The sequence below is a fragment of the Pseudophaeobacter sp. genome (assembly GCF_039971195.1).
Lineage (GTDB): Bacteria > Pseudomonadota > Alphaproteobacteria > Rhodobacterales > Rhodobacteraceae > Pseudophaeobacter.
Window position 1 is genome coordinate 1 of sequence record NZ_JBDWPJ010000036.1, and the last position, 16,470, is coordinate 16,470.

Here is a 16,470-nt window from a genome sequence, read left to right on the forward strand (position 1 = left end):
GCCCCGAGGGCTGAATTTACCGCCAAATTGTTTTGCCATGTCTTTAGACTCCTACGATCCAGCCGGTGCTGAGTCCGAACATCAGGAATAACAAAGCAATAAAGGCAATCTTCTGCACGCGTGTCCCCCTCGCAAAAGCGAATTCTCAATCGTTACCAAGAAACTAAGGTATGCAGGGGGCACTTGCTAGGGGGAAGTCTTGTTGAAGCGCCTCAGCGGCGGGGATTTTTGCCGATAGGGCGTGGTTTTGAGCTGCCGCCACGTGAAGCGGGTTTACCACCGCGCGTGTTGCCACCTGCGCCGCCGGACTTGTCACCATAGCCGCCAGAACGGGCGCCGGGCTTACCGGTCGGCTTGCCACCCGGTTTGCCCGTTGATCTGTCCGTTGATCGACCTGTTGATTTTCCCGCTGGCCCATCACCGGGTCTGCCTGTTGGCTTCCCCTTTGGTTTGCCAAAGGTCATGCCGTCTGATTTCGGAGCTGTTTTGGAGCTGGGTCTGCCGCCAGGTTTCTGTCCCGGCTTTGCGCCTGGCCGTCCGCGTGTTGGCCGTGCTGCCGGTGCTTCTTCCATATCCTCTGGTTCAAGTCCCAGCTGATCACGCACAACACGTGGGCGCAGCTCTTCCACTTCGCCAAGTTTTAGGGACCCCAGCTGAAACGGACCATAGGACAGGCGCAGCAATCGGTTGACGTTAAAGCCGATATCTTCCAGTGCGCGGCGGATTTCGCGGTTTTTGCCTTCGCGCAGCCCAATGGTCAGCCAGGCATTGGCGCCCTGCTGGCGATCCAACGCCACGGTCATGGGCTGAAAACGTTCACCCTCAATCACCATACCTTTGCGCAGCGGTTCAAAATCTTCGTCCCGGGGGCGGCCATTGATGCGCACACGGTAGCGGCGCAGCCAGCCAGTCGAGGGCAACTCAAGGCGCCGTTTTATGCCACCATCGTTGGTCAGCAGCAGCAGGCCTTCGGAGTTGAGGTCAAGACGGCCAACAGTCATCACCCGGGGCAGGTCCTCGGGCAGGGCATCAAAAATGGTGCGGCGACCTTTTTCGTCGCTGTTAGAGGTCACCAGACCCGTGGGCTTGTTGTAGAGCCAGAGCCGCGGAGCTTCTGCCTGGGGCAGGGGTTTGCCATCCACGATGATGCGATCCCGGTCTGTGACATTCAGCGCCGGACTGTCGATCTTTGTACCGTTCACCTTGACACGCCCCTCGGCAATCATGCGCTCGGCCTCACGACGGGAGGCAACGCCTGCACGCGACAGAACCTTGGCGATACGGTCCCCGGCGGGGGGGGCGTCCCCCTTGGAGGCACCTTCAGGCGCGGAGGCTGGAGCCGGTTTGGCGGCAGATTTGGCGGAGGCCTGGGCCCGTGCGGGGGCTTTGCCTTTGGATGATCCGGGTGCTTTGCTCATGGATCTGGGACATAGAGCATTCCTCTGGCTTGCGAAAGCACCCATTCCGGGGCAGGTAGGGCGCAGGAGGACAAAGCCGCTATGTTCAAATCACATATGGATGCGGCCCTGGCCGAGGCCCGTGCTGCTGCCGCACGGGGTGAGGTGCCGGTTGGCGCGGCGCTGATTTCTCCGGATGGCGCCATTGTGGCCCGCGCCGGCAACCGCACCCGCGAGCTCTCTGACCCCACCGCCCATGCCGAGATCCTGGTGCTGCGCCAGGCCTGCGCCGATGGCCAGACCGAACGGCTTCAGGGGCATGACCTCTATGTAACGCTGGAGCCCTGTGCCATGTGTGCCGCCGCCATTGCCGCCGCGCGAATTCGGCGGGTTTATTATGGCGCCTCTGATCCCAAATCCGGCGGCGTGGCCCATGGTGCCTGTGTGTTCTCCCACCCCCAGGCGCATCACGCGCCCGAAGTCTATGACGGGATTGCCGAGGCAGAGGCGGCTGAAATCCTGCGCGATTTCTTTGCCACTCGTCGCTAGCGGTGCTTTGCTGCCAGTGCGGAGGTCTCTGGTGGCACATAGAATTTTGCGCTAGGCACGCAGTGCGAACCTATGGAGGGCAGGCTTTGAGTAAGTTGATTGTTGGGCAAGATGGGCAGCCACGTTGCGCCTGGAGCGCCTCAGCACCCGAGTTTGACGCCTATCACGACAGCGAATGGGGCTATCCCGTTGGTGACGATACCCGCTTGTTTGAAAAGATCTGCCTAGAGAGTTTTCAGTCCGGCTTGAGCTGGCGAACCATTCTGGCCAAACGCGAAAACTTCCGGGCCGCCTTTTGCGGTTTTGACTGGAACCTTGTGGCCGAATTTGGCGCGACGGATATCGAACGCCTGTTGCAGGACAGTGGCATCATCCGTCATCGCGGCAAGATCGAGGCAACGATTAACAATGCCAGGCGGGCGCAGGACGTGGTCGAGGAATTCGGCTCCCTGGCGGCCTTCTTCTGGAGCTTCGAGCCAGATCCTTTGACGCGCCCTGAACCACAGACCCAAACCACCAGCCCCGAATCCGTGGCGCTCTCAAAGGCGCTGAGAAAGCGCGGCTGGAAGTTTGTCGGTCCCACCACGGCCTTTGCCTTTATGCAGGCCATGGGGCTGATCAATGATCACGCTAGGGGCTGTTTTTGCCGCGCGCGCGCCGATGCGGCCCGCTCCGCATTCACGGTGCCCCAGCCCAAAGCCTAGAGGCTTTACGCCCTGGGCGGCGACCCAGTGCCACAGCGCCGGGCCTCTGGCCCGGCGCTGTGGCCAACGGGATAAGGCATCTATGATGCCGCAAGACGGGCGGGAGCCCCGCCTGTCCTGATTGCAGCCTTGAATACAGCCCTGATTACAGCGCGATTGCCTGCAGGACTTGGGGCTCAATGACATCCACCTCGGGCAGGGCTTCAATCAAATGCGCCGCACTCTGTTCCAAAATCGGGAAGCTCTTGTAGTGGCAGGGAATCACGGTCTTGAAGTTGAAGTAGCGTTTCGCCGCATAGGCGGTCTGTTTCATATCCATGGTGAAATGACCGCCCGCACTCAGGATGCCAATATCCGGCTGAAAATAATCGCCCATCCAGTCCATATCCGCCATCATGCCGGTATCACCCGAGATATAGACCGTCTTGCCTTCACTCATCAGCATATAGCCCACCTCGGATCCGCTAGCGCGCAATCCATCCTCGGTGGTGAAAGTTGAGCTATGCGAGGCCGGTACCATGGCCAGCATTGGCCCGCCCAGGTCCACGGTGCCGCCCTTGTTGAAGCCGATGGTGGCAATGCCCTCGCTTTCGCCCCAATATCCCATCAGATCATATTGCCCCACCACAGGGATATTGCGGGATTTGGCCAGCGGCAGCACATCTACCACATGGTCAAAATGCGTATGGGTCAGGATGATATGGGTCGCCCCGGTCACAGCCGCCTCATGTTGGTCCTCGCTGAGCACTGGATTGCCGGTCAACCAGGGATCCACCAGCAGCACCTGGCCCCCGGTTTCGATGCGAAAGCTGCCATGTCCCAGCCAGATAATCTTCATGTCTTTGTCTCCCTGTGGTGGATTTAACTGCGGTTGAACCTCAGCCTATCAGGGTGCTCACGCATTTCCATGGCAGACACAAGGGCAGGCAGATTTTGGCTCTTTTCATGCGGCAAGTCAGGAGGGGCTGAGCGCGCAACGGCATTGGCAATGGGCCAGAATAGGTCGGAAACGCGCAAAATACGCGCCCCAGCCCGAGAAACCTGCCACAGGTATGGCGCGCAGGCTTGCAGCGCGCCCCGCGCCCCGGTAAATGCCACATTGAACACGAGATGAGGGTTTCCATGTCGATTGACCAAAACACCGCCGCCAAAGTGGCCAAACTGGCCCGGATCAAGGTCGAAGAGGAGGCGCTGCCAGCTCTGGCCGCCGAATTCAACACGATCCTGGAGTTTATCGAACAGCTGAACGAAGTGGATGTGGAAGGGGTCGAGCCGATGACCTCTGTTACCCCGCAGCGGCTGAAGCGGCGCGAGGATGTGGTCACCGATGGCAATCAGCCACAGAAGGTGCTGTCCAACGCGCCCGACGCCCGCGAAGGCTTCTTTGCCGTGCCCAAAGTGATGGAGTAAGAGATGAGCGATCTGAACAAACTGGGTCTGGCAGAGGCCCGTGATGCGCTCCGCAAGGGTGAAACCACTTCCGTTGAGCTGACAAATGCCTGCCTGAGCGCCATCGATCAAGCGGATGCGCTGAACGCTTTTGTGCATAAAACGCCCGAGATCGCGCTGGAGCGCGCGGCGGCGGCTGATGCGCGGCTGCAACTGGGCGATGCCCCGGCCATGTGTGGCCTGCCGGTGGGGATCAAGGATCTCTTTTGCACCAAAGGTGTTGCCAGCCAGGCCGCGTCCAAAATCCTCGACGGCTTTGTCCCGGAATATGAATCTACGGTTTCGCAGCAGCTGGCCGACAATGGCGCGGTGATGCTGGGCAAGCTGAACATGGATGAATTTGCCATGGGCTCGTCGAACGAGACCTCTACCTATGGCAACGCAGTCAGCCCCTGGCGGCGCGGTACTGAAGAAACCCCACTGACACCGGGCGGCTCGTCAGGTGGCTCAGCTGCGGCTGTTGCAGCGGACCTTTGCCTCGCGGCAACCGGCACCGATACGGGCGGCTCGATCCGCCAGCCTGCGGCCTTTACCGGCACCGTTGGCATCAAACCTACCTACGGGCGCTGCTCGCGCTGGGGTGTTGTCGCCTTTGCGTCCTCCTTGGATCAGGCGGGCCCGATGACCAAATCGGTGCGCGATGCCGCCATCATGCTCGAAGCCATGTCCGGTCACGATCCCAAGGACAGCACCAGCGCCGATCTGGCAGTGCCAGATTTTGAAGCCATGCTGACCGGCGACATTCGCGGCAAGAAAATTGGTATCCCCAAGGAATACCGCATGGAGGGCATGCCCGCCGAGATCGAAAAGCTTTGGGCCGAAGGCACAGAGATGCTCAAGGCGGCGGGCGCTGAGATTGTCGACATCTCGCTGCCCCATACCAAATACGCCCTGCCGGCCTATTATGTCATTGCCCCCGCCGAGGCTTCGTCAAACCTGGCGCGCTATGACGGGGTGCGCTACGGTAACCGCGCTACATTGGAAGCGGGCGACGGTATCACCGAGATGTATGAGAAAACCCGTGCACTGGGCTTTGGCGACGAGGTCAAGCGCCGCGTCATGGTTGGCACCTATGTGCTCTCTGCCGGCTTTTATGATGCCTATTACAATCGCGCGCGTCGTGTGCGCAGCCTGATCAAGCAGGACTTTGAAAATGTCTTTGCGGCGGGTGTTGACGCGATCCTGACCCCGGCGACACCCTCGGCGGCCTTTGGTCTGGGAGAGATGTCGGATGCGGATCCGGTGGCGATGTATCTGTTGGATGTCTTTACCGTCACGGTGAACCTTGCAGGCCTGCCTGGGATTGCCCTGCCTGCCGGGCTCGACAGCCAGGGCTTGCCGCTGGGGCTTCAGCTGATTGGTCGCCCCTGGGAAGAGGGGGATCTGCTCAATACCGCCTATGCGCTGGAGCAATCCACAGGTTTTGTGGCCAAAGCAGACAAATGGTGGTAGTTATCTGGGCAAAGAAGAGCAGATAAACAGGTAAACCCCATGCGTGTCGTTGTTACACTTGCTGCCCTTGGCAGTGTCTTGAGCCTTGCAGCCTGTAGCCCACCAGTGCCGGACAGCGCCGCTGGCGTTGGTATTGATGGCGACCCCTTTGCCCCACCGCCCGCGGTGGGGACCACCATCAATGGCGATCCGCTGGTGCCGCCCACCCAGATTTCAAGCGAAAGCCTGCCGCTGACCAATGAGCCGCTGCCAACAGCGCCGCGCAGTCCTGGGTCCAGCACCACAGCCTCCAGCTATGGGACGGCGGCGGCTGGCGCTGATATCGCGGCTGAAACCCGCGCCGCCCTGCAGGCGGCAGGATCCAACTCAGGCCAGGCCCCGGTCGAGGCCAGCCCCTCCAATCCGGCCCCGGTTCTGATCGGCAATCCGGGGATTTCCGACGAGAACAGTTTTGATGCAGTGGCCGCGCGTCAAACCATCGAAAGCGACGCTGAACGTCTGGCGAGCCAACGCTCGCAATACCAGCAAGTACAACCCACGGCCTTGCCGAGCCAGACTGGCAGTCGCGACCCGAACATCGTGCAATATGCTCTCAGCACCTCGCATCCGCGCGGCACCAAGATCCACAGCCGTGCTGGCATCAACCTACGCAGCCGATCGGCGCGCAACTGTGCAGGGTTTTCCTCACCGGATCTGGCACAGATCGCCTTTTTAGAGGCGGGTGGCCCAAAACGGGACCGACAAGCGCTGGACCCGGATGGCGACGGTTACGCTTGTGATTGGGACCCCAGACCCTATCGCTTGGCCGTTCCTGGAAATTCGTGATGCAGGCCCCAGTTGGGGAAGGCGCCACAGTTGATCCCGTTGCTCCGTTAGAAACCACCTGGTGCCCGAGCCCCAATCAGGGCCCCCGGTGCGACGGGATGAGCCCCAGTCTGATTGTGCTGCACTATACAGCCATGCAGAGCGCTCCGGCGGCGCTGGCCAGGCTCTGTGATCCGCAGGTTGAAGTCTCTGCGCATTACTTGATTGGACGAGATGGTCGGCTGTGGCAAATGGTGCCAGAGGCACAACGCGCCTGGCACGCAGGGGCTGGGTCTTGGTGCGGGCAGGAGGATATCAACTCGCGGTCAATCGGCATTGAGTTGGACAATGCAGGCAATCATCCGTTTTCAGAACCGCAGATGGCGGTGTTGGAGGAATTGCTTGGCCAAATTATGGCCAGATGGGCGATCCCCCCAGAAGCTATCATCGGTCATTCGGATATGGCACCAGGCCGCAAGATTGACCCGGGCTCGCGCTTCGACTGGCAGCGTCTGGCCAACCTCGGTCTAGCGCGGGCGGTTGCCCCTGCGTCTGGGGGCAACCTTTTCGATCCGGAGACGTCTCCTGTTGAGCTCTTGCGCCGTTATGCGCAGGATCTGGGGTATACTGCAGAAGTGGATGACATGGTCCTCTTGTCCGCGCTTCGCCTGCGATATCGCCCCTGGGCCCGAGGTGAGATAACTGTGGAAGATCTCGCGCCGCTCGCCCAATCGGATCTTTGGTTCTAGGTAGTGAGCGAGGCTCTGCCTCGCGCTCCGGGATACTTTAGGCCAAATGAAGATCGGTGATAGTTTCATTTGGCAGGAAAATATCCCAGGGTGAATTGGCCAAAGGCCAAGAGGGGCGGCGCCCCATTTTTCTTACAGCTTGACGCTGGTGGTTTAGGCGATTACGCGGGCAGAGCGCAGAAGGCTGGACGGCCGCGTTGGAAGCATGTCTTTCGCGAGGAAAGTCCGGACTCCCTAAAGCAACGGTGCCGGGTAACGCCCGGGCGGGGTGACCCGACGGATAGCGCCACAGAAACAAACCGCCACTCCCCTGGCGCCGCAAAGGCAATGGGAAACGGGGTGGTAAGGGTGAAACGGTGGAGTAAGAGCCCACCGCACCCCTGGCAACAGGGGTGGCAAGGCAAGCCCCACCGGGAGCAATGCCAAATAGGGTCCCCGCGCGGGCAGGTCGGCGCAAGCCGAAACCGCCGCTAGGCTTGCTTTAGCCGAGAGGGACCGGGTTGGCAGCTAGAGGTGCATAGCAATATGCATCGCAGAGGAATGGTCGTCTAAGGGGCGCAAGCTCCGGGACAAAATCCGGCTTACAGGCCTTCTGCGCGTTTCTGACTCTTTGCCTTGTCTGTTTAAGGAAGACGCATGCAAGGGGGCTTTCCCTCAGTTTTGTCCGGAAACTGCCGGAAACCGGCAGTGGAACAGGAAATCCACAGCAAAGCGGCGGGAATCCTATTGACTTGGGGGCTGGGGAGGGTACAAGCCACGCTCGTATAGGAATTTACCGAGAGGCCCCTGCCTTTTCGGACGCAGGAGAAGCACCATGGCGAAGCCTACCACAATCAAGATCCGCCTGAACTCGACCGCGGGCACCGGCCACTTCTACGTGACCAAAAAGAACGCACGCACCATGACCGAAAAAATGGTCATCCGTAAGTATGACCCGGTTGTGCGCAAGCATGTCGAGTACAAAGAAGGCAAGATCAAGTAAGCTGTCTTTGATCTTACGAGATACAAAAAAGGGTCACGCTGGGCGTGGCCCTTTTTCGTTTCGGCCCTGCAAGGCGCTCGGCCTGCAAGTAAATGTGGATTAAAATGAGAGCTAAAGCCTTAATAGTTTCAAAAGCCTGAGGCAAAGTTTTGCCCCATTCCCAGCCTATCCCACGGTCATTGGGATGCGTAACAGTGGGTGAAGCTATGGTGAAGAGTATGTTGTTCGGTATTGTTTTGGTCTGTGCTGTCGGCCCAGGCCCGTTGCCGGTTTTGGCAAATGTGGTGCCGGTACCGCCCCCTGTGGCAGTGACCTCTAGCGAAACAGAGGAAACGCGCTCACCCTCGATGATCCCGATGATCCTGATGACCCAGGGAGCAGTGGGAGGCAGTGAGCCGCTCCAAAGTAGTCCAATGGCTGCCCTTGGGAACCAATCGCGGGTGGTTCAAGTCTTAGGCCGGTCACTGTCCTTATCCTTAGTACGCGCCGACCTAACAGGATTGGCAGTGTTGAGTGCACCAAAGCGCAGCGTGATTGCGAACTTGCCTGATTTGCAGCCAGATGAATTTCGCAGCCTGGTGGAGTTGGAATCTGGGTGCCGCGCTGTGGGACAGGTTCAAGTCGTTGGGGGCCGACGTGGAACCCTGGCTCTGGCAACCAGTATTGCCTGCGGCTAGCCACAAACCCAGTCCTCTCTCCCTGTGATGCAGTCGGCGGGACAACTCCAAGCAAATCTCTTGCTGGCTCAGTTGAGTTTTTCAGCTGCCAAGTTGTTCAGGCGCGCCATTCTGCCATCGTCATCACGGGTTTCAACCCGATGGATTGGAAAAGCCGGGCTGAGGCCGTATTGAAGGGCGCATAGGTGGTGGCAATTGTAGTAATCGCCTGAATGCTGGCCTGGCGTTTGACCTCGTTCAGCAGGGCCAGCCCAACCCCCATTCGGCGAAAGGCCTGCGATACGGCGATATGGTGCACAATCAGACGTGTCTCCGCCAGCTTTACCGGGAGAGCTGGGCGCGTTTCTATCTCGAACAGGGTATAGCCCAGTAGCGCCCCCTGAGGGCTTTCTGCGATCAGGGCTGTGATGGATTTCTCCCGTAGCCAGGCCTCCAGCCAGGAGCTCAGTTCTGCATCCGTAGGCGATGCGCGGTAGCGTTCGGGGTGGTGGTCTACATGCAGGGCGTGCAGGTCCTGCAGGAGGGGAATGAGCCGCGTTGCTTCGCTCGCGGGCAGGTCTCTAATCTTCATCTGTCTATCCGTTGTGTGGAAAACTGCCAAAAAGGATCGGCAAAACGAAGAGGGGCGGATCGCTGTGATCCGCCCCTCGTTTAGGTCTTGGTTGTCTGTGCCGCTTATTCGCGATTACCAAGCAGCTGGAGCAGGAACATGAACATGTTGATGAAGTCCAGATAGAGGCTCAACGCGCCCATGATTGCGGCCTTGCCCAACCACTCCTGATCACCGGAATGCGCCATCTCAAGGTAGGTGGTCTTGATCTTTTGGGTGTCATAGGCGGTGAGGCCAGCAAAGATAAGCACGCCGATCACAGAGATGGCAAATGTCATGGCGCCAGACTGCAGGAAGAGGTTGACCACCATAGCAACGATCAGACCAATCAGGCCCATCATCAGGAAGGTGCCCATGCCGGACAGGTCTTTCTTGGTGACATAGCCGTACAGGGACAGGCCCGCAAAGGCGATGGAGGTGACCAGGAAGACCTGAATGATCGACTGACCTGTGTAGATCAGGAAAATCGAGCTCAGCGACAGGCCCATGACGGTAGCAAAGGCGTAGAAAAGCAGCTGCACTCCAGCGGCAGGCATGCGGTTGGCTGCAGCACCAAAGCCAAAGATGAAGGCCAGAGGGGCAAACATGATGACCCATTTCAGCGGCGACATGTAAATCGCATTGCCAAAGCTGGTCAGGTATTTGCCTTCGCCGATCATTGCCGAGGCGCCAGATGGATCAGCGGTCACGGCGAGATTGGACAGAGCCCATGCCGCTACGAAGGTGATGAAAGTACCTACGGACATTGTGCCGTAGACTTTGTTCATATGGGCGCGCAGCCCGGCGTCGATCTCTGCAGCGCGTGCACCTGCAGCAGATCTCATTGTATCAAACTGTGCCATGTATCATGGTCTCCGTTTCAAAAACTCCCTCGCCGACCCTGTCTCGCTGTTCGCGCGGTCCAAGTGGCGTTCCCGCTAAATATCGGTTTTCTTGGGCAAGCGTTCAAGCCTCTATGCGGAGAATCCCGTTAAAAACGTAAAAAGACCAGTTTCAAAGTTGAGCTGGGCCTTTGATTAGAGATTTCCGTTGCCGCTACGGTGGGACATTTCGAGAAGGAAAGCTTGGACGCGGGCCCTACGTCCAATGAGGCCTCAAGGTATCTTGCAGCGCAGGTCCGCAATGAGCCCAAACCTACCGATGCTCGACACGAACCTATGACTGCCGTTGGCTAGGCTTAGCTCCGAGCAGCTGTCAGCAAGTACTGCGTTGACCAAAAAATTGTTTCCTTTCAGGTTCTACGAAATGTGGAATTGAGCAGACCGATGGAGGAGAAGCATGCCTTGGCCAGTTAGTGAGGGCTATATTGAGGACTGCGAGCGCGCACTGGGCTTTAAGTTTCCTCAGAGCTATCGAGCAGAGATGATGAACCAAAATGGCGGGGCTGTGTTGTGTGACAATGATACGTGGAATTTACACCCCATTTGGGACAAGTCAGATAGGAAACGGTTCAAAAGAACTTCCAATGACGTGACTCGCGAGACCAATGCGATGGCAAACTGGACTGGGTGGCCAAGCAATGGCGTTTGCATAGCAGAAAACGGTACGGGCGACGCATTGATCTTCTCGGCTAGCTCAAGTTCACGTGATAAAGCGGTTTATCGCTGGAGCCATGAAACCGGGCAAACGAAAAAGGTGGCGAACGACTTTTCTGACCTCCAAAGAGCTTAAGCCTACTATCAAACCAAATGCGGACAATGGCGCCACCACAGCGAAAGATTACTTTGTCCGCATAGCGAGGCTTCGAGGCGACTTTAATCAGTATGCCAAAGCGTGCTTTAGCAGCGCCGGAAGCGCCCCCACGGGGCGCGCGCTTCGTTTCCCTCCTTGGTTCGGGCACGGTGGTTTTCTGAAATGGTCCAAAGGCAGCAAAGCCCGCAAGCCGCCTTTCAAGGGAAGCGCAGTGGATGACTGCATGGGAGGTCCAGGGGCCTATATCAGCCACAGGTGTCGGACACAGGTGCCGCAGCCTCAAAACGCCGCCGGAAGGCGATCCGGCAGCTTTGCTGTCTTAGGTCTACAAGGCTGGGATCCGCCAACAGGGGCGCGCGGGGCATTTAGCCTTTCCAGCTTTCCGGCGCGTCCCAGATCTGGCGCTCGGCTTCTTTCATCGCTTCGCTGCGGCTGATGCCGATGTCTTCCAGGGCACGGGCGTCCAGGGATTTGAGAGCGCGCCGCTGGCGCAGCAGGGACAGGCGGGCGCTGACAAAGGACAGCAGGCTGAAACGGACGCGTGGCGTAGTGCAGGGGAGGGCGCGGGCCGGTGTGCAGCTGTTTGCGGTATAGGTCATCTTACTTGTCCTTTCATTAGATTTTGATATTTCTTCGGGTCTGCATCATTTCTGTTGATGTATATGCAGGCTTATGATCTATTTTGAAAACGAATGTTTTTGATGAAACACATCAGAGGTTGTGATGGCACGGAATTTGGATATCACCACGCTGCGGTCTTTTGTTGCTGTGGCAGATTATGGCGGCGTCACACGCGCCGCTGGGTTTTTACATTTGACCCAATCGGCGGTCTCGATGCAGCTCAAACGATTGGAAGAGCTGCTGGGCCTGTCCCTGCTGGATCGCTCTGGGCGTACCATTGCGCTGACGCCCTCAGGCGAGCAGCTTTTGGGCTATGCCCGCCGCATGGTGGCGCTGAACGATGAGGTGATCGGGCGGCTGACCGATCAGGCCTTTGAAGGCGAGGTAGTGCTGGGGGTGCCGCATGATGTGGTATACCCGGTGATCCCGCAGGTGCTGCAGCGTTTCAACGCCAGCTTTCCGCGGGTCAATGTCAATCTGGTGACCTCCAATACCCGTGATCTGAAAGCGGGTTTTGCCAAGGGCACCTACGATCTGATCCTGACCACCGAAAGCGGTGCAGGGGAAGGCGGCGAGACCATTCACGAGATGCCCCTGCGCTGGGTTGGCGCTCCCAATGGCTCTGCCTGGCGGCAGCGGCCCTTGCGGCTGGGGTTTTGCCGCGCCTGCATTTTCCGCCCGGTGGCCACGGCCAAGCTGGATCAGGTGGGCCATGAATGGGATATGGCGGTGGACAGCGAGTCAGACCGCACAGTTGAGGCGACAATCAGCGCCGACCTCGCGGTTGGCGTCTTGTTGGAGGGCACGATCCCAGAGCATCAGGAAGCCATTGACCATGGTGGCACCCTGCCGGAGCTGCCGATCCAGCACATCAATCTTTATGGCGCAGACACAGTGCGGGCTGGCTTTGTCGAGGATCTGGCGCGGATCATCCGCCAGGGCTATGCGGCACTGCGTCCGGTGCAGTTACGGGCCGCGGGATAGGCCTGATAGCAGCAGCAAGGCACTGAAACAAAAGGGCAGGGCCATAGGGCTCTGCCCTTTTGGGTGGTTTGGCAATACGCCTCTAGGGCGTGATCACCACCTTGCCGGTAGAGGCGCGGCTGCGCAAAAGTTCCATCCCCTCGGCCACCCGAGACAGCGGCAGGACATGGCTGATATGGGGGGTGATACGGCCTGCACTGTGCCAATCGATCAAGGTCTCAAATGAGCGGCGAGTCACCTGCGGGTGGGATTTCAGATATCCACCAATGTAAAAGCCAATGACTGTGAGGTTCTTGACCAGCAGATGATTGGCGGGGATCTGTGGCACCTCGCCACCGGCAAAGCCAATGGGCAGCAGGCGACCGCCTGGGTTGGTGGCGCGAAAAGCGGCCTTCCAGACTTCGCCGCCAATCGCCTCATAGACCACATCGGCACCGCCCAGAGCCTTGACCTCCTGGCGAAGGTCCTGATCGGCATCAATCAGAATGTCAGCTCCGGCGGCCCGTGCGACTTCCAGCTTCTCCGCGCTCCGTGCCTGGGCGATCACCCGGGCGCCCATCAGCTTGCCGATCTCCACGGCAGTCAGACCAACTCCGCCGGCAGCCCCGGTGACCAAAAGCGTCTCGCCGGGTTGCAGCCGGGCGCAGTGATCAAGGGCAATGTGGCTGGTGCCATAGGCAATCAACAAAGCCGCCGCATCATTGAACCCCATGTCATCAGGGATTTTCACCGCGCGATTGGCATCAAAAACCCCCTCTTCAGCCAGGCCCCCGTGACCGCCAAATACCGCAACGCGGTCCCCGGGGCTGAAATCACCAACCTCTGCGCCGCAGTCCAAGATTTCCCCGGCAATTTCCAAACCAGGGGTAAAAGGCAGATCAGGGGTGTCCTGATATGTCCCTTTTTGCAAAAGTAAATCTGCGAAGTTCAGGCCGCAGGCGCGAATCCGCACTTTGATCTGATGTGGCGCCGGAGCAGGGCTGGCTATCTCCTCAAGAATAGGGGATTCGCCAAAGGATTTGATGCGATAAGCTTGCATATTTCTTTCCGTTTTTTCCTCGGCGTCCGGATGATTCGTTTTGATAGAACGCAAATTAAGTCTCATTTTGCACCTCCCTATTTATGGGGAGGCTGTTTGGGGTAACCTAAAGTATACATTGTGCCATCAAAATGATAGGCGAAATCATACATTTGCTGTGTTGCTAAGCGGTACGGCGAGGTGTCAGGCTTGAATTCAACTGTGAAGGACGTAAAGTCGGAGCAGAGGTTGAGCTCTGATCGTGTTGGTTGAGTTTGCGAATGGCACTGGAATTACCATAATTCCGCGCCTTTCAAGGAACGACACTACATCCGGGCAGGGGTATTTTTGATTAACTAGGAGATAGCGAATGGCTCATCCTGTAGACGTTCATGTAGGCAAACGGATCCGTCATCGTCGGTGGCTGATCGGTAAGACACAGCAGCAACTGGCTGAACAGGTCGGGATCAAGTTTCAGCAGATCCAGAAGTATGAGACCGGCGCAAACCGCGTCAGCGCGTCTCGGCTCTGGGATATTTCCGACGCATTGGAAGTGCCGGTGAGCTTCTTCTTCGAGGGACTTGAAGAGGAAGGCAAAACAGCAGGAAAATCCTCTGTCCCGGATGATTTGATGGGCGACAAAGAGGCCTTGGATCTGGTGCGCTCTTACTATGCGATCCCGGAAAACCAGCGTCGGCGTTTGTTCGATCTGGCCCGCGTCCTGAGCGACGCCGCCTAAAGATCCGCCCTGGCCTATGGCCGCACCAAAATCCCACTGGGATCTTGGCTGATTGATGAATTCACTTGAACCGGCGCTGCGAGAGTGGCACCGGTTTTTGTATGACTATGCGCCCGCTGGCAGGGCTTTCGGAAAATGCAGGTGGATCCATGACAGAGACAGGTTTGAGCGACATGCAGGTCGCGCATCATTTGGCTGATGCCGCAGGTGAAGTGATTCTGCCCTATTTCCGCAGCACTGATCTGGGGGCGGAAAACAAGCTCAGCGAGGGGTTCGATCCGGTCACCGTGGCAGATCGCGCCGCCGAGGAGGCGATGCGGGCGGTTTTGGCACAGCACCGCCCCGAGGACGGCATTTTTGGCGAAGAGTTCCCGCCCAAAACCAGCCAGTCGGGCCGCACCTGGGTGTTGGATCCTATTGATGGCACCCGTGGCTTCATCAGTGGCACCCCAACCTGGGGGGTGCTGATCGCGCTCTCTGAAGGCGCAGGGCCAGTGTTGGGGGTTGTGGATCAACCCTATACTGGAGAGCGGTTTTCCGGCGGTGCCGAAGTGGCCGAAATGACCGGCCCGCTGGGGCGAAAGCCTTTGAAGTGTCGCAAAACAACCGCCTTGGGCGACGCGGTTTTGTTCACCACTTTTCCGGAGGTTGGCACCAAGGATGAGGAGGCTGCCTTTCGGCGTGTTGCACAAGAGGTCAAGCTCACCCGATATGGGATGGATTGTTATGCCTATGCCTTGTTGGCGGCGGGGCAGATTGATCTGGTGATCGAGGCTGGGCTCCAAACCTATGATGTTCAGGCTCCAATTGCCGTGGTTAAGGCCGCTGGCGGCATCGCGACCAATTGGCAGGGCGGTCCGGCCCATGAGGGCGGGCAATTACTGGCTGCCGCCACGCCCGAACTGCACCAACAGGCCATGGAACTGCTGAACGCTTCAAACTAGCCTTGGCGATCGTGGATCGGGGCGCTTGCGAATTTGGCTTGAGCAGGGATTGCGCTCTGGGGTAGATTTGGCCTCAGGTCGAGTCCTTTGCCCGCTCTCTGTCGATCTGCACTGCACCTCCATACACCGAGACGGGCCAACATGGAGTGTGCTGTGATGGGTGAAATCCTCATTCAAAATGCCAAGACCATCCTGACGATGGATAATGACGACCGGGTTCTGCAGGATGCGGATGTGCTGATCCGCGATGGGATCATTGCTGCTGTGGGGCAGGGGGTGCAAACCTCTGGCGAGATCCTGCGTGGTGAGGGCTGCGTGGTGACGCCGGGATTGGTGAACACCCATCACCACCTCTATCAGAACTTGACCCGCGCCGTGCCTGGCGCTCAGGACGCGCTGTTGTTTGGCTGGTTGCAACGGCTCTATCCGATCTGGAGCCGCTTTGGCCCCGAAGAAATGTTTGTCTCGGCGCAATTGGGGCTGGTGGAGCTGGCGCTTTCGGGCTGCACCCTCAGCTCGGATCATCTCTATCTCTACCCCAATGGCTCGCGGCTGGAAGACACCATTCATGCCGCCGCTGAGGTCGGGCTGCGGTTCCACCCCACCCGTGGCGCCATGAGCATCGGCGAAAGCGATGGCGGCCTGCCGCCGGATCATCTGGTGGAACAGGAAAAGGCCATTCTGGAAGATATGATCCGGGTGGTGGACGGTTTTCACGATGCGGCCGAGGGCTCGATGTGCCGGGTCGGGCTGGCGCCCTGCTCGCCATTCTCCGTTAGCCGCGACCTGATGCGCGAGACGGCCCTCCTGGCGCGGGACAAGGGCGTGATGTTGCACACGCATCTGGCTGAAAACGAAGAAGATTTAGCATATTCAGAGGCGCAGTTCGGATGCCGCCCCGGCCAATATGCCGAGGAACTGGGCTGGACCGGGCCGGATGTCTGGCACGCCCATTGCGTCAAACTGAACCCGGCCGAGATTGATCTCTTTGCCCGCAGTCGCACCGGGGTGGCGCATTGCCCCTGTTCCAATTGTCGCCTTGGCTCGGGCATCGCGCCGGTGCGTCAGATGCGCGACGCTGGTGTTCCGGTGGGCCTAG

The 16,470-nt window shown here is 58.7% G+C and carries 18 protein-coding genes and 1 other RNA gene; 13 read left to right on the top strand and 6 right to left on the bottom strand.

Features of this window, described 5'->3' with window-relative positions; all coding sequences use genetic code 11:
- Positions 1-212: 212 nt before the first annotated feature.
- Positions 213-1,418 (bottom strand): pseudouridine synthase, encoded by a 1,206-nt coding sequence (locus ABJP42_RS02850; protein WP_348338383.1) that lies wholly within the window; start codon positions 1,416-1,418, stop codon positions 213-215.
- A gap of 81 nt (positions 1,419-1,499) precedes the next feature.
- On the opposite strand from ABJP42_RS02850, the gene ABJP42_RS02855 reads away from it, so the two are divergent.
- Positions 1,500-1,946 carry a nucleoside deaminase gene (locus tag ABJP42_RS02855; RefSeq protein WP_348338384.1) on the top strand — a complete coding sequence of 149 codons (447 nt, stop codon included), beginning with the start codon at positions 1,500-1,502 and terminating at the stop codon, positions 1,944-1,946.
- A gap of 86 nt (positions 1,947-2,032) precedes the next feature.
- Positions 2,033-2,650, top strand: a complete 618-nt coding sequence (locus ABJP42_RS02860; RefSeq protein WP_348338385.1) for a DNA-3-methyladenine glycosylase I — start codon at positions 2,033-2,035, stop codon at positions 2,648-2,650.
- Positions 2,651-2,795: 145 nt separating this feature from the next.
- Here ABJP42_RS02860 and ABJP42_RS02865 read toward each other — a convergent pair whose 3' ends face one another.
- A complete protein-coding gene (locus ABJP42_RS02865; RefSeq protein WP_348338386.1) occupies positions 2,796-3,488 on the bottom strand; it encodes a metal-dependent hydrolase in 693 nt (230 codons plus the stop codon).
- A gap of 284 nt (positions 3,489-3,772) precedes the next feature.
- On the opposite strand from ABJP42_RS02865, the gene gatC reads away from it, so the two are divergent.
- From gatC to rpmG, 6 genes are all read left to right on the top strand, one after another.
- Positions 3,773-4,060 (top strand): Asp-tRNA(Asn)/Glu-tRNA(Gln) amidotransferase subunit GatC, encoded by a 288-nt coding sequence (gatC, locus tag ABJP42_RS02870; protein WP_348338387.1) that lies wholly within the window; start codon positions 3,773-3,775, stop codon positions 4,058-4,060.
- Positions 4,061-4,063: 3 nt separating this feature from the next.
- Positions 4,064-5,551: an Asp-tRNA(Asn)/Glu-tRNA(Gln) amidotransferase subunit GatA gene (gatA, locus tag ABJP42_RS02875; RefSeq protein ID WP_348338388.1), complete on the top strand. Its 1,488-nt coding sequence runs from the start codon at positions 4,064-4,066 to the stop codon at positions 5,549-5,551.
- A gap of 39 nt (positions 5,552-5,590) precedes the next feature.
- The gene (locus ABJP42_RS02880; protein ID WP_348338389.1) at positions 5,591-6,376 is read left to right on the top strand and encodes a hypothetical protein; all 786 of its coding nucleotides are present in this window, start codon (positions 5,591-5,593) and stop codon (positions 6,374-6,376) included.
- A gap of 98 nt (positions 6,377-6,474) precedes the next feature.
- Positions 6,475-7,104, top strand: coding sequence for an N-acetylmuramoyl-L-alanine amidase (locus tag ABJP42_RS02885; protein WP_348338390.1), 630 nt, complete (start codon positions 6,475-6,477; stop codon positions 7,102-7,104).
- Between the two features lie 176 nt (positions 7,105-7,280).
- Positions 7,281-7,704, top strand: an RNA gene (rnpB, locus tag ABJP42_RS02890) — RNase P RNA component class A.
- A 214-nt stretch (positions 7,705-7,918) separates the two neighbouring features.
- On the top strand, positions 7,919-8,086 hold the full coding sequence (gene rpmG / locus ABJP42_RS02895; protein ID WP_008206879.1) for a 50S ribosomal protein L33: 168 nt from the start codon (positions 7,919-7,921) through the stop codon (positions 8,084-8,086).
- A gap of 774 nt (positions 8,087-8,860) precedes the next feature.
- Here the strand turns inward: rpmG and ABJP42_RS02900 are convergent.
- Both ABJP42_RS02900 and ABJP42_RS02905 read right to left on the bottom strand, forming a co-directional pair.
- Positions 8,861-9,334 carry a GNAT family N-acetyltransferase gene (locus ABJP42_RS02900; RefSeq protein ID WP_348338391.1) on the bottom strand — a complete coding sequence of 158 codons (474 nt, stop codon included), beginning with the start codon at positions 9,332-9,334 and terminating at the stop codon, positions 8,861-8,863.
- Positions 9,335-9,438: 104 nt separating this feature from the next.
- Entirely contained in the window at positions 9,439-10,215 is a 777-nt protein-coding gene (locus ABJP42_RS02905; RefSeq protein WP_348338392.1) for a Bax inhibitor-1/YccA family protein, read from the bottom strand.
- Positions 10,216-10,651: 436 nt separating this feature from the next.
- Here ABJP42_RS02905 and ABJP42_RS02910 point away from each other — a divergent pair, with 436 nt between their 5' ends.
- Positions 10,652-11,044 carry an SMI1/KNR4 family protein gene (locus tag ABJP42_RS02910; RefSeq protein ID WP_348338393.1) on the top strand — a complete coding sequence of 131 codons (393 nt, stop codon included), beginning with the start codon at positions 10,652-10,654 and terminating at the stop codon, positions 11,042-11,044.
- A 386-nt stretch (positions 11,045-11,430) separates the two neighbouring features.
- Here ABJP42_RS02910 and ABJP42_RS02915 read toward each other — a convergent pair whose 3' ends face one another.
- Complete coding sequence (locus tag ABJP42_RS02915; protein ID WP_348338394.1) at positions 11,431-11,664, bottom strand: DUF1127 domain-containing protein; 234 nt, start codon at positions 11,662-11,664, stop codon at positions 11,431-11,433.
- 124 nt (positions 11,665-11,788) lie between these two features.
- Between ABJP42_RS02915 and ABJP42_RS02920 the strand changes: the two genes are divergently transcribed.
- On the top strand, positions 11,789-12,670 hold the full coding sequence (locus tag ABJP42_RS02920) for a LysR family transcriptional regulator (RefSeq protein WP_348338395.1): 882 nt from the start codon (positions 11,789-11,791) through the stop codon (positions 12,668-12,670).
- Positions 12,671-12,752: 82 nt separating this feature from the next.
- On the opposite strand, the gene ABJP42_RS02925 is transcribed toward ABJP42_RS02920, so the two are convergent.
- On the bottom strand, positions 12,753-13,709 hold the full coding sequence (locus tag ABJP42_RS02925; RefSeq protein ID WP_348338396.1) for an NADPH:quinone oxidoreductase family protein: 957 nt from the start codon (positions 13,707-13,709) through the stop codon (positions 12,753-12,755).
- Between the two features lie 349 nt (positions 13,710-14,058).
- Here ABJP42_RS02925 and ABJP42_RS02930 point away from each other — a divergent pair, with 349 nt between their 5' ends.
- The 3 genes from ABJP42_RS02930 to ABJP42_RS02940 form a co-directional block, all read left to right on the top strand.
- Positions 14,059-14,427 carry a helix-turn-helix domain-containing protein gene (locus ABJP42_RS02930; RefSeq protein ID WP_348338397.1) on the top strand — a complete coding sequence of 123 codons (369 nt, stop codon included), beginning with the start codon at positions 14,059-14,061 and terminating at the stop codon, positions 14,425-14,427.
- A 149-nt stretch (positions 14,428-14,576) separates the two neighbouring features.
- On the top strand, positions 14,577-15,371 hold the full coding sequence (gene hisN / locus ABJP42_RS02935; RefSeq protein ID WP_348338398.1) for a histidinol-phosphatase: 795 nt from the start codon (positions 14,577-14,579) through the stop codon (positions 15,369-15,371).
- Between the two features lie 156 nt (positions 15,372-15,527).
- Positions 15,528-16,470, top strand: a 943-nt coding sequence (locus ABJP42_RS02940; protein WP_348338399.1) for an amidohydrolase family protein, incomplete at its 3' end; no start/stop codon positions are given.

Excerpts from the sequence above, each read along its gene's own strand:
- ABJP42_RS02865 (WP_348338386.1), bottom strand. The coding sequence starts at position 3,488 with ATGAAGATTATCTGGCTGGGACATGGCAGCTTTCGCATCGAAACCGGG.
- ABJP42_RS02855 (WP_348338384.1), top strand. The coding sequence starts at position 1,500 with ATGTTCAAATCACATATGGATGCGGCCCTGGCCGAGGCCCGTGCTGCT.
- ABJP42_RS02900 (WP_348338391.1), bottom strand. The coding sequence starts at position 9,334 with ATGAAGATTAGAGACCTGCCCGCGAGCGAAGCAACGCGGCTCATTCCC.
- hisN (WP_348338398.1), top strand. The coding sequence starts at position 14,577 with ATGACAGAGACAGGTTTGAGCGACATGCAGGTCGCGCATCATTTGGCT.
- rpmG (WP_008206879.1), top strand. The coding sequence starts at position 7,919 with ATGGCGAAGCCTACCACAATCAAGATCCGCCTGAACTCGACCGCGGGC.
- ABJP42_RS02925 (WP_348338396.1), bottom strand. The coding sequence starts at position 13,709 with ATGCAAGCTTATCGCATCAAATCCTTTGGCGAATCCCCTATTCTTGAG.
- ABJP42_RS02930 (WP_348338397.1), top strand. The coding sequence starts at position 14,059 with ATGGCTCATCCTGTAGACGTTCATGTAGGCAAACGGATCCGTCATCGT.
- ABJP42_RS02905 (WP_348338392.1), bottom strand. The coding sequence starts at position 10,215 with ATGGCACAGTTTGATACAATGAGATCTGCTGCAGGTGCACGCGCTGCA.
- ABJP42_RS02885 (WP_348338390.1), top strand. The coding sequence starts at position 6,475 with ATGAGCCCCAGTCTGATTGTGCTGCACTATACAGCCATGCAGAGCGCT.
- ABJP42_RS02915 (WP_348338394.1), bottom strand. The coding sequence starts at position 11,664 with ATGACCTATACCGCAAACAGCTGCACACCGGCCCGCGCCCTCCCCTGC.
- gatC (WP_348338387.1), top strand. The coding sequence starts at position 3,773 with ATGTCGATTGACCAAAACACCGCCGCCAAAGTGGCCAAACTGGCCCGG.
- gatA (WP_348338388.1), top strand. The coding sequence starts at position 4,064 with ATGAGCGATCTGAACAAACTGGGTCTGGCAGAGGCCCGTGATGCGCTC.
- ABJP42_RS02920 (WP_348338395.1), top strand. The coding sequence starts at position 11,789 with ATGGCACGGAATTTGGATATCACCACGCTGCGGTCTTTTGTTGCTGTG.
- ABJP42_RS02850 (WP_348338383.1), bottom strand. The coding sequence starts at position 1,418 with ATGAGCAAAGCACCCGGATCATCCAAAGGCAAAGCCCCCGCACGGGCC.
- ABJP42_RS02880 (WP_348338389.1), top strand. The coding sequence starts at position 5,591 with ATGCGTGTCGTTGTTACACTTGCTGCCCTTGGCAGTGTCTTGAGCCTT.
- ABJP42_RS02910 (WP_348338393.1), top strand. The coding sequence starts at position 10,652 with ATGCCTTGGCCAGTTAGTGAGGGCTATATTGAGGACTGCGAGCGCGCA.